Below are 11,963 nucleotides of genomic sequence, written 5' to 3' on the forward strand. Positions count from 1 at the left end.
GTCCGAATTGTCCGAAATGTCCGCGGAGCTATGGTGTAGTGAGCTGGTCAAAGGAGGCGATCTTTTGTAAGCACAACGGCCCCGCTACTACTTGTAGCTTTTCTACGCGATCTATTAGGGTGCTTAGTTCCGCCGGGGCAATCTGGTAGTTGTCTTTGTAGCGGGCATCTACGTAGCCGCGCTTCAGCAGGTCAAATAGGTGCTTTTCTGCCGGGGTGTTGTCCGGGAAAACGCTGTCCAGTTGTTCCGAAAACCGCTTACTATAGCGCTTTAATTTATCCAGGTTATGCGTCTTGGGTTTGTAGCCGGTTTCTACGAGGATGACGGCATTGTAGGTGCGTTCGGCGGCCTGGTATAGGTAGAAGGCGCCATTTTTCAAGCTATTGCGTGCATGGGCATTTTGAGCATCTATTAAAAACTCTTTAGCCCCCTCGAACCACTGTTCATAATACTGCTGAGCGATTGCTTTTGCCTCGGCAGGACTTAGCGGCTTGCGCTCGGCAAGCGCAGTGCTACCAGCATCGAACAATAGTATCACCTCCTGCTCGATATCGCTAAAGAAGTACTGGCCTTCGCTGAGCATCTTATTGACAAAGCCGATCTCATGGGCGATCGCGTTTACCGGTGTTTTGTACACGCATCTGTTCTCGATAATATCCTGCACTTCGTAATCCCGCCGCATATCGCCGCTTCTGGTGATCACCAGGATATCGTAGTCGCTCACATACTCATACAACCTTCCCTCCCCCGTACCGCGCTCCTGCACCCACCTACCGTAGCAATAGATTCCCGGCCCTATACAGTAACAGATCATTACGGACCTTCGCAAAAAGATTTATGTTCGACGCATAGCCTTCTATGCTGTAGGTAAAAAGCACCAAATCTTGCTCGCTTCACCGATCTAAAACTGTTAGTGTTTAATAATATTCTACCACGAGGTATCGACATCATACTTTACCAGGCAGAGAGCATAATTCAGTCTAACAAACCTCTTGCTAGCGTTTCATACAGCTGTTCAAGCGATAATTTTGGGTCGCCTTTATAAAATCCCTTTCTGATAAAGTACTGCTTCAATAGTTATTTTGTACCCTATGCTCCAATCGGCACAATATAGATTATGAAACGCAATATAGACATGCTTCTTGGCCAACCGATACCATCATAAAAGCACTATGCCTTACTAAGAACACGCCCAAAACGCAAAGGAGTTGACTTTTAATCAACTCCTTTACATATCTAATCATTTCGCAGAATACTTCCAATTGTACACTTCTCGTTTGGTAATTACCACATCATCGAACTACCTTTTATTATATTACATTAGAAGGCTTTAATTGATAAAGCGTTTGAATTCCGGGTGTAATAGGGAAAAGTTGCCGTTCAATTTCTTGAATCGGTTCACCATTAATAAACTCAGCGTAATTGCATTTATCACAGCAAAGGTATAGCTTATTCTCTTTGTCAATAAGAGATCGTAAATCTTCGTCACAAATTTTGCATGGGATATTAGTTTTAAAAACTAATATCTCCCATAGAATCCCTCTACACACAGCAGCTAATATTTTTAGGTCATCAATACGCCCCCTAGGAATATCAAATTCGACAATATCCTCTAATGAATACCACCTAACCTTAAAATCATACTCTTCAATTTTAAAATTTTCAAAATAAGTAAAATACTCAGTATACAACTTTCTAATGCTTGGAGACCTCGCAATATTGATTGTCTTGCCCCAATTAAAGCACATATTATAGATAAGGTCTGGCGTTAGATAGTATCTCTTTAGGTAAATTGTTTCCTTAAGAGTATCCCAGGATCTTAAATATTCTAATTCTTCTTTGTTCATCGACGAACGGGATAAGTTGTCATTAAATTTCCTGCTCTATCTGTTATTACTTGAAGCCAAGTTGTTGGTTGTCCACCTTGTTTCAAAGCGGCGTTTCCAACTATTTCTCCCGTATCCACTGTCCTTAAGAATTGACCTCCCTTAAGAGGAGTCACAGGTGAAGATACGACTTTGCTGCTTTGTAAAATCTTCTTTAGTGCATCCTGTGAAATTGTGAAAACCGACCGAGAATTTGCTAGAGCCCTATCAAAGTGACCTTTTACAACGTGTTCCCAACCTGCTTCACTTAGTCCTCCAGTTAATTTTGTAGGAGTTGTTCGAGTAGTTCCGTTCGCTAAGTTTATTCGGGACTGTACTCTTCCAGGTATGCTTGAAGCATTTTTTTGCCCACCGCTGCCTGTACTAGAAGTCGAAGAACCGCTATTATTATTATGTGCTGAACTGGCAGAACCATCTGTTCCGTCATTTGTACTACTGCTGCCCACATTATCTGTAAGATTAATGTTTAATGTTAACAACTGAGCAAGAACCCAACTTAAATCATAAGTTGCTGCGGCCCCCACAGCTAAACCGTGTCCTCCCACAGCTGCACCACCGATAATACCAACTCCACTTGCGGCCATACCTCCGCCTACTCCCATTTCAGATCCAGCTTGATCTATAACCAACATAGCTCCAAATGCTCTACCAACTAAATATGTGACCTTTTCGGTGCCACTGTAACTATTTAAATTATTGGTATTCAAGCCTGACCATTCTGGTGCGTGGTCGGTAAGACCAAACGAATTTGCATTTGCTACGCCATTGGAAGTACCATGAAGAAAAGCCTTGGATGTTGCCTTCGTCGCTCCCAAGAGTGCCTCCCCAGCTTTCTTTATTTTCGCGAGGGTTTTGAGTGAAAACTCCAATCCGTCTAAATCAACCCCTGCAATTGGGCTGTTTGAAGCGAACTGATAAGGCGTCAACTCCGGATAACTTTTTGTCAACGGGTCCACACTCAAAAACTTTCCAATCCTCGGATCATACACTCTAAATCCATAATCCTGCTGACTACCTATACCTCCCTTAACCTCATTGTCATTCTCCTTACCATTAAATCCGAACCTGTACTTACCACTATTATCATTCATCCTGGCTACCATCCCAAACGGATAATAGTCATACGCCGCGAGCTTTTCAGCCTCATAATAGGCAACAAGCGGAATTGTTGGATCAGCCGGCAATGTAGCACCAGAATATACGTGAATTCTTCGATCGCTGATTGTGGTCAGCACATTACCCAGGTGATTGGCCAGTTCGTACTGCTTGGCACCACGGTAATGGACTGTACCATAATAGGGGAATAATAGCCCCGGCCCCTTGGAATTGGATGTGGTATCATCAATATTCCGGCTATCTGGCCTGAACATACCCAGGCGACTACTGCCATACAAGTGTATGTCCTCCTGTTGTAAAAGAAGCCTGGAGAGACTATCTTTTGTAGTGGTATCTCTGGAAGTGGTGCTATAGGTGGTCAACAGATTACCCTGTGCATCCCTTACATACCAGGTAAAATTGAGCTGATAACCCGGCGGCAGATTGATATAGGGTCTATCCTCCTTATCATACCACAAATACATTTTCGCAATCCTGTTACCCTGCACATCGTACCGGTACTTGGTCCAGAAAGTCGTGTTCTGATCGGTAATTGATGGATTTCGCTTGATCTCCGTGATCTTACCATATACATTCCATTTGATGCTTGTGATCTTCTCCGACTTGTCTTCGATCAGGTTACCGATGGAATCATACTTGTAATTGAATACACTATCCTGATTATCGATATCGTACACCTTGTCGTAAGTCTGGCTACCAAACCGGTCTTTCGGCACATTGTCAATGACTCGTTGCAACTGATTGGTACCAGCATAATACTTATAAGACAGGCTATCCATCGGCCAATAATCAAGATCACTGAGACTATGGCGCAGGTAGCGCTGGATGTTTCCATTAGCGTCATAGCTCACCCGTTCCCGGAAACTGGGACCGTAACCCCACGCACCATAACTATTTGTAGCAACATCAAAATTCGCGTACTTGTCCTGACCCACATACCGGTTCAACTGATCGTACCGGTAATTGTAGAAGAATGGACTCTGGTTGTTCAATTCAAACTTCCGGATATTGTACAGCGCACTACTGATATTGCCATTGTACAAGGGGCGGTAGGCACTGTCGGGCATAGGTGTACCCGCACCGCGGTAACTGGGAAACGGCGTTACGCCGGGCGCAATCGGCTTGTACTCTCCATCAAAATAGTTGAGCGAGAAGCTCATGGCATCTCTGGCCACATATTGGTTGGCTGCGCCATCCTTCGAATCGCCTCCCATATCATGCAGGTAACTAGCGCTATTCACGCCCTTCAGCCACCCTTGGAGGGTGTAGGCATAGTCAATACCTTGTACTTGTTCCTGTCCAATCGTCGTTCTGGCCAATGGACCATGCAGGTAGTACTCGTATTTCGCTTCCCTATCCCAAGTAAACCCATCACTACTGGTTTGCACCTCTGTCAGTCTGTTCTCGGCATCGTAGAAATAGCGGTGTGTCCACTGGTCTACAAACTTAGGCTGGTATTTCACCTGATTGACCTTGCCACTGATCAGGTCATATTCATACACGATTTTCTTCCAGCGGTTGCCATTTTTGTTCATCAGGTTGGGCCGCATGTCTGACCGGCCATAGTCCTGGAGCAAAGTATCCACATTGCCATGGATATCGTAGCTATAGATACTGGCATGATCGAAAATATTCAGCACCATGCCTGGCACATCCGCATAGCTCACATAACTCACCCGGTTGCGCAGGTTTTGTTGCGCCACCACATTGTCTGCAGCTACTCCAAAGAAATCAAATGCTTCGTTATAGACTGTCGTGGTTACCTGCTTGCGGTGCGGTTTCGTAATGCGGTTGCCAGCGGCATCATCGACAAATCATTGGCCCAAATGAAGGCCGGCAAAGTCACAGAACATGATCAGGTGATGAATAAGTACAAGAAATGCCAGAAGAAGTAATTGAACAGTTTCCTGGACTGAGCTGGCACAGCAATCTTTTGATAATATCAGAGCGTATCTTCAAGCTAATTGGACGGAAAAAGAGATCAGAAACCTGATAGCGCAGACTACAAAAATAATATTCAATCTTAGGCAGTACCCAGAAATGGGGCGCCCCTTCGATAAGAGAAAGAATACCCGGATAGTCATATTGAATACTGTCTATTACAAATAAGCATACAAAAATGGTCTATAGCATCAATACGATTAGATTTCACAAACAGATTTGAACCATATTAAAGTCACCTTATACTGAAGGAATAATTATACTACAAAATACATTTGACAAACTATGGTTACTTCCCTGAAGTTCTTCGGCCAAAACACAAGTATAGTGAAATATTCAATTCAAGCAGCACAAATCCCAAGCTAAGAGCCGCTTTGATAAAACAGCAAAAGTCAACTTATACTTAACTATCAACATGAAACAAAACCGAGCAACTCTCCGATCAATACTTCAATGACCAAACTTGTACATTTGTCTTTCACAAATTATTGCATCCAAAAAGCCTTCGAAAGAGTTGGCAACCAAATATAATTGACGTTCGACTATCATGTAAAAGTTTAAGTTTAATGAAACCAATATAATACTTGTCTCAAAATGTAAAACTCCAACAGGTATCAAAACCTCCTGAGCCCACCGCTCATAAATCCTATTGGCATCAGTATCATAGAATCCGATAGCTAATTCTACATTTAATATGATGTCACTAACTGCACCAGAAGGCAGCTTAAATGCAATTCTAATATTGCCAAACTCCTTTAGCAAGGATTTGATTGCTTCATTCGGCTCCGTAAACCCTTCCCTTCTTAGGCTTTCAAGTTCGTATTCAATATCCATACTGCGATTCTCATACCAACCAGCTTCGTCTAATATCGGGAAAAACAATTCATTCATGATACAAATTTACCTAGATTCGATTAATCCCAGAAGAGTAATTTGACAATTTTCACATGCCGCCTTTTTTCGAATTGCCCCCCACCTCGGAACTTTAATACACCGAATGGATACACTAGTTCGTATTGTGGTGAGGGTGTAATTCGGTAGGTCGCATAAGAGATTTGCCCTCGTTTCGCCCCGAGGTAAAGTGCTGTATTTAGCGCCTTGGGTTCCGCGCAATTAATGGCAGGCTTATTAGTCAAAGATATTGGTGGAAGGTTTAAGTCTGGATGCAAGTCTTTCGGATATGGTCCTCCCACTCTTCCAACAGTTGCGAAATCCCCAGCAAGCATTGCGGATAATGTATGATCAATTTGACTTTTGCTTGGCTTCATCGATTCCCTAACGGCTGCATCCATTGCATACTCATCTGCCGTTAAGCCAAGCGGTACTGATGGCGCCTTAGCTTTAAAGGGAGCAACGAATTTCTGGGAAGCTATGGGAAGAAAAAATCCCCAAATACTAGAAGCTGTTTGTTGATGCACCTCTGGATTATCCCAATTTTTTTCTGCATAATTACCAGCCTCACCAAACAAATTAAGCACCCCCTGAACTTTATCAGGATTATTTCTATCCCACAATTTTAGATTAATTAATCCTATCCCTATACCATCAACGGCATTTTGGAATGCCCATCCTGGATTTAAAATGGCGTCCAGCGAATTAATTCCTAGATTGATTAGGGGAGAGGTAAGCCAATTGTGAACAACAGCGCCAACTTTATCAAGTCCTGCCTTTCCCTTAGTCTCAATTGGTGCTAAAGTGTACTTGGAAAGGTCAATAAAGCCTTTCTGTCCCAACGACGATCTTTCCGATTCATTTACTATTTCGCTACTTTCCAACCCATCAATATCCGTTGCCTTAATTGGCATATTTGACGCAAACTGATACGGAGTATAAAATGGAAACTCGGGACTTAACGGATCCAAACTCAAAAATCTGCCCAACCTCGGATCATACACCCGCATACCATAATCCTGCTGACTGCCAATACCACCTTTCACCTCATTGTCATTCTCCTTTCCATTGAACCCAAAACGATACTGCTGGTCGCTGTTACCTGCGTTATACCGGCTCACCATGCCAAACGGATAGTAATCCTGGGCATTGACCATGTCCGGTTCATAATAATCTATCAAAGAGCCTACAGGGCCTGAAGATACGCCAATTTTTTTATCGCTGATCGTTGTCAGCACATTGCCCAGGTGGTTGCTCAGCTCGTACTGCCGCCAGCCGCGCAGGTACCGGTCGCCATAATCGGTGTGCGCATACCGGTAGATCGGGCCGCCGTCTACATTGGTTTTTACACTGAGACTGCCCAAACGGCTGCTGCCATATATCTGCTGGTCGGTAAATTGTACAAATAAGGTATCAAGCTTATTGCCGGACGTATCTGGCGTATCCGCTACATACGTACTGATCAGGTTACCCTGTGCATCCCGAACATACCAGGTATAATCCAGCTGATAACGGCTGCTGTCTTTATTGTACCACTTCTGCACTTTTCCGATCCGGTTGCCGCCAGCGTCGTATTGGTATTTGAGCCAGAAGGTCGTGTTGTTGTCGGTAATGGACGCGTTGCGCTTGATCTCCGTGATCTTGCCATACACGTTCCACTTAATGGCCATGTTTTTCTCCGACTCATCCTTCACCAGTTTGCCGATCGCGTCGTACTTATAGTTGTTCAGGCTGTCCTGGTTATCGATATCAGGCACCTCCCACGAGTTGTTACCATACGCCCAATTGGGTACCTTATCCACTACCCGACGTAGCTGGTTGGTACCAGGGTAGTATTCATTGGCCAGGCTATCGATGATTCCCTGTCCGGTCCAGGGAGTTGGGTTAATGTCGTGCCGGTCGAGTCGTTGAATGTTCCCATTCGCGTCATAACTTACCTGTTCGTTGTACGTCCATACCTTCCCCCAGTTACCAAAGCTATTGGTACTTGCGTTGTAATTAAAATACCCATCCTGCCCCTTGTACCGGTTCAGCTGGTCATAGCGGTAATTATAGAAGGCAGGTACATGGCTATTCAATTCAAACTTGCGAATGTTGTACAGCGCACTGCTGATATTGCCGTCGTACAGCGGGCGGTATTCCGCATCGGGCATGGCGTTTCCCGCTTCTCCCCGATAGCCTGGGAAGGGCGCCACTCCGGCACCGATGGGCTTATACTCCCCATTGAAGTAATTCAATGAGTATCCCAGCGCATCCCTGGCTACGTACTTGTTCACCCCACCGTTTTTGCTATCCCCACCCATATCGTGCAGGTAGCTGTTGCTGTTCATCCCCTTCAGCCAACCCTGCAGGGTATAGGCGTAATCAACGCCCTGTACCAGTTGGTCGCCGAGCACGGTGCGGGCCAGTGGTCCATGCCGATAGTATTCATACCGCGCATCCTTCTCCCACACCAGGCTGTCGTTGCTGGTCTCTACCAGCGTTAAGCGGTTCTCCGCATCATAGCTGTACCGGTGTATCCACATATCACTCCAGCCGGGCTGGTACTGCACCATATTCACCTTACCGCTCACCAGGTCGTATTGGTATACGATCTTCTTGTAGCGGTTGTTATTCTTGTTCATCATATTGGGCCGGCTCGCCGAATGCCCATAGTCTTGCAGCAGCGTGTCTACATTGCCCAGAATATCATAACTGTAATAGGTGGCATTGTCGAATACATCAGCCATTCCCGGCAACTCCGCATAATTCACATAACTCACCCGGTTGCGCAGGTTGCGCTGGTACACGATGTCGCGGAGGTTCAAGGTATCTGCAAACGTAAAATAACGCTGGTCATACACCGTACGCGTCACTTGCTCACGGCGGTTCATCAGCGCCAGCAACCAGGCCTTCAGCTGCGCCGTATCGCGGCTCAGGGCATTGGTCATCGCCCCATTGGCCGCCGTGTTTTTCATTTGCCCTACCTGGGTAATACGGCCCAGGCTATCGTATTGTGTATAGCTGCACTCCCTGCCTTCTTCCGTGCCACTGGCTGCTTGTTGCTTCGCATTCTGCGATACCGCCAACCGGCCCAGCCGGTCGTACCAGAAGCGCGAAGTGCCGCCGTCCGGGCTCTTTTGCATCACCACCTGGTTCAGCGTATTGTAGCGGTAATCGATTGGCAGTTGGTGTTTAGGCGTCAGTATTTGCTTGTTGCGTACCGCCTTGCGCACCGAGTCACTGTAATTGGTCGCCCAGCTGAACTTACTGAGGTCTACCCCCGCTGGTGGTATCGTCTTCACCAGGTTGCCCGCCTGGTCGTAGTAATACAGCGTGTAGTGGTACTCGCTGATGCGCTGCTCTACCGTGAAAGTCTCCCGGAAGCGCGCATTGAGATATTTGGCGAGGTAACGGTCGGTGAATAAGATATTATGTACTTGGCTTTTGTTGCGCTATTCAGCCGCTGTTGTGTCACTCACTGCATCGCCTGGTTCGCTGTTCAACTTTCATTATTTCAAAGAGCTTTACAAATTTACAACTACCATAAGCTGTTAGCGGCAATCGATCGTTGGAGTAATACACATCTTATACATGCCAGACCAACATTTATTCGATGTGTAAGTATGAACTCTTCCGGGTAGCCGCCTATGGGTCAACTATTTGGCATGTCACTCGTTCCATCCAAGTCACCGGTATCATCATCAACACATTCACAGCCTCCATAGCAGCAAAAAACTGCGCTGCAAAGGTATTGCGGCAAGCCATGCTGCACAGCCACCAAAAGGTTCGGCATAAAGCAGCGGTATTTATTGGCAGCGGGGCCGCCTGCACCGACGCTGGCAGCATAAGTCAGCTTCATTATTCCACGCATTTATTCCGCGTTCCTTTTGGTTGGGCGCGCATGCCGCAATGTAGCAGCCTTGCAGCTTTAGCTGCGCATTTTTCACTACAACTATTACTTCTATGAAAGTTTACCTCGTTGCTTCCACCACTACCTGCCTCGTCGGCATCGAGCAGTGCCGCGCGTACATCGTATTCGATGCCCAGCAGGCAGCCTTCCTGCAGCAGTTTGCCGGCCGCGTCCTGCAGGATTATGGCTGCTTCAGTACCCTGCCGCCGGTTGCTATCCATGTCTACAATAAGGGCAGCTAGCCCTTATTTTGTAACCCGCACAGTTATCTTTGCTAATAATCCGATGAATCGTGCGCATTTCTACCCTCCCCTGTCCTGTTGCGAAAAAGCAATCTTATCACCCCTTTGTCTTGTTAGGTTTTTACCTGAGCATATTACCTACAGAGTTACTAGAACGCATCCCCTCCTCTACCCGGCATGACTGGAAACAAAAGAATTCTTCGTTGCTGTTCGGCTACGACTGGTACTTGCAAAACCAGTCTTCGTTTACCGTTATGCAGCAAGTGTACAACAATAAAAAGTTGTTGAAGATCAACCGCGCCCTACTACGTGTCATTGCCATCAGCCGGTTCATGAAAGCTAACCATACCAGGATCAAAAGCAAGATTGGCTCGGCCAATGCAGTAGTATTGAACAATATCGGAAAGGTGGCCACCACAATACCAGTCAAGATCATTTTAAAATGCCTGCAATTGCCAGTGGGCCACTACCGAAAGAAGCGGCAGAACATCCGCCGCGGCCAATCGATCGCCAAGCTTTGCCGCATCAAGCATCCGCTTCAATTGCTCAATAAGGAGGTCGCCGCCATCAAAGCCTATTGCACGGATCAACGCTGGCAATTCTGGCCGCTATCATCCGTCTACCATCAGATGATCCGCGACCAAGCGGCCATCTTCAAACTCCCCACCTTCTACAAGTATGTTCGCTTACTAAACATACAGCGATCCCAGGCCCGCCACCGGCGCAAGCATCACCACGTCGGCATCCGTGCCGAGCGGCCATTACAGATTCTGCATATCGATGTAACCGTATTCAGAACGCTGGACAATGTCAAGAACTATATTTACCTGGTAGTAGATAATTATTCTCGCTCCATCCTCGCCTGGGAGGTCGCTTTGGAATGTCAGGCAAAGTATGTGTTTGAGAATTTAAAGCGGGTTATCCGGGAACATCTGGAGCCAGCCGGCATTACTTCTTGTCAGCTGATCAGCGACGGTGGAGCAGAGAACTACGGTCCCGTAAAGACCTTGGTCAACCAACCCCGACAGCCTTATATCGAGCACCTGATTGCCCAATGCGATATTGAGTTTTCCAATCGATGAGCGAGGCGGTCAATAAGCAGCTCAAATACCACGACCTGTACCTTCACGCATTAGCCAATCATGAAGCACTGAGAAGGCACCTGACTAATTCCATCCCAGAACGCGACAATAGACCCATGAATGTGCTGCATGGTCTTACCCCACGAGAAGTCCGTAATGGCCAGCGCTATAACCACGACCAGCTTCAGCTGCAAATAGACACGTCCAGAATAGCCAGAATAGCAGCCAACAAGAAAGCTATCTGCTGTCACAACTTCTAAAAACCCTCGTAATCGCAAAAAAAATAAAAAGCACACGTAGTTGTAGAGTTTTCACTTTTTAGCCAACCAAATCTGTCTTAAAACAAATAAAAAAAGGTCGACAAAAAAGAAGTGACTACTCCTTTCTTGCCGACCATCATCGATGAAATCCTATTTTTCTGCGTTCCATATATCTGGATCGCCAGTCAATACGTTGTAAAGGTTGCCGGCGCAGCTTTTGCCACATTGTGTTTGCGTTCCTCGACCCGAAAATTTGCCGCTGACTTCCTTCAAATTCCGCATATGGAATTAACTATAATTATTCACCTTCCAACAACCACACTGCAACACCTCAACTGGTGGCTATCCTGGACTTAATTTGTGGCAAATCAATCTTTTCAAATTGATCCATATAATACTCAGTATCATATACAGCACCAGTAGAATAAATACCACCTTCGTACTTATCAACAATATAAGGAGCGTTTCCCATTAAACTATCTGAGAAGTCTCCCGTTTCGATAAATCTGGAACTATTATAAAAGAAAACCCAATAATCATTCTTTTCAATTGTCGCATCGTCAACTACAACACAATGAAACTCTTCACTATCAAATTCTTTTATTTTTGTCTCAACTAGCCTTTTCGCGTAAGCTATTGTAAATTCCATAACT

10 protein-coding genes and 1 pseudogene are annotated in these 11,963 nt (G+C 45.7%); 5 read left to right on the top strand and 6 right to left on the bottom strand.

Annotated features, from left to right (window positions below):
- Nucleotides 1-28: 28 nt before the first annotated feature.
- The 3 genes from P2W70_RS17905 to P2W70_RS17915 all read right to left on the bottom strand — a co-directional run bounded on the left by P2W70_RS17905 (nt 29) and on the right by P2W70_RS17915 (nt 4,588).
- Complete coding sequence (locus P2W70_RS17905) at nt 29-829, bottom strand: HEPN domain-containing protein (RefSeq protein WP_276482875.1); 801 nt, start codon at nt 827-829, stop codon at nt 29-31.
- A 481-nt stretch (nt 830-1,310) separates the two neighbouring features.
- Nucleotides 1,311-1,847, bottom strand: coding sequence for a hypothetical protein (locus tag P2W70_RS17910; RefSeq protein ID WP_276482876.1), 537 nt, complete (start codon nt 1,845-1,847; stop codon nt 1,311-1,313).
- A complete protein-coding gene (locus P2W70_RS17915) occupies nt 1,844-4,588 on the bottom strand; it encodes an RHS repeat protein (RefSeq protein WP_276482877.1) in 2,745 nt (914 codons plus the stop codon). Before P2W70_RS17915 ends, P2W70_RS17910 begins: the two co-directional genes overlap by 4 nt.
- Before the next feature lie 6 nt (nt 4,589-4,594).
- Between P2W70_RS17915 and P2W70_RS17920 the strand changes: the two genes are divergently transcribed.
- Entirely contained in the window at nt 4,595-4,897 is a 303-nt protein-coding gene (locus P2W70_RS17920; protein ID WP_276482878.1) for a hypothetical protein, read from the top strand.
- A 19-nt stretch (nt 4,898-4,916) separates the two neighbouring features.
- Nucleotides 4,917-5,111 (top strand): annotated as a pseudogene (locus P2W70_RS34460) (hypothetical protein); the annotation flags it as partial.
- A 282-nt stretch (nt 5,112-5,393) separates the two neighbouring features.
- Here P2W70_RS34460 and P2W70_RS17925 read toward each other — a convergent pair.
- A complete protein-coding gene (locus tag P2W70_RS17925; RefSeq protein WP_276482879.1) occupies nt 5,394-5,834 on the bottom strand; it encodes an SUKH-3 domain-containing protein in 441 nt (146 codons plus the stop codon).
- Between the two features lie 23 nt (nt 5,835-5,857).
- Nucleotides 5,858-9,118, bottom strand: coding sequence for an RHS repeat domain-containing protein (locus P2W70_RS17930; RefSeq protein ID WP_276482880.1), 3,261 nt, complete (start codon nt 9,116-9,118; stop codon nt 5,858-5,860).
- 311 nt (nt 9,119-9,429) lie between these two features.
- Between P2W70_RS17930 and P2W70_RS17935 the strand changes: the two genes are divergently transcribed.
- The 3 genes from P2W70_RS17935 to P2W70_RS17945 are packed head-to-tail and all read left to right on the top strand — an operon-like array spanning nt 9,430 to nt 11,050.
- Nucleotides 9,430-9,783: a hypothetical protein gene (locus P2W70_RS17935; protein ID WP_276482881.1), complete on the top strand. Its 354-nt coding sequence runs from the start codon at nt 9,430-9,432 to the stop codon at nt 9,781-9,783.
- Nucleotides 9,780-9,968 carry a hypothetical protein gene (locus tag P2W70_RS17940; RefSeq protein ID WP_276482882.1) on the top strand — a complete coding sequence of 63 codons (189 nt, stop codon included), beginning with the start codon at nt 9,780-9,782 and terminating at the stop codon, nt 9,966-9,968. Before P2W70_RS17935 ends, P2W70_RS17940 begins: the two co-directional genes overlap by 4 nt.
- Before the next feature lie 50 nt (nt 9,969-10,018).
- Nucleotides 10,019-11,050: an integrase catalytic domain-containing protein gene (locus P2W70_RS17945; RefSeq protein WP_276482883.1), complete on the top strand. Its 1,032-nt coding sequence runs from the start codon at nt 10,019-10,021 to the stop codon at nt 11,048-11,050.
- Between the two features lie 591 nt (nt 11,051-11,641).
- On the opposite strand, the gene P2W70_RS17950 is transcribed toward P2W70_RS17945, so the two are convergent.
- Nucleotides 11,642-11,959, bottom strand: a complete 318-nt coding sequence (locus P2W70_RS17950) for a YrhB domain-containing protein (RefSeq protein ID WP_276482884.1) — start codon at nt 11,957-11,959, stop codon at nt 11,642-11,644.
- Nucleotides 11,960-11,963: the final 4 nt, after the last annotated feature.

The sequence above is a fragment of the Paraflavitalea pollutisoli genome, assembly GCF_029360705.1.
GTDB lineage: Bacteria > Bacteroidota > Bacteroidia > Chitinophagales > Chitinophagaceae > Paraflavitalea > Paraflavitalea pollutisoli.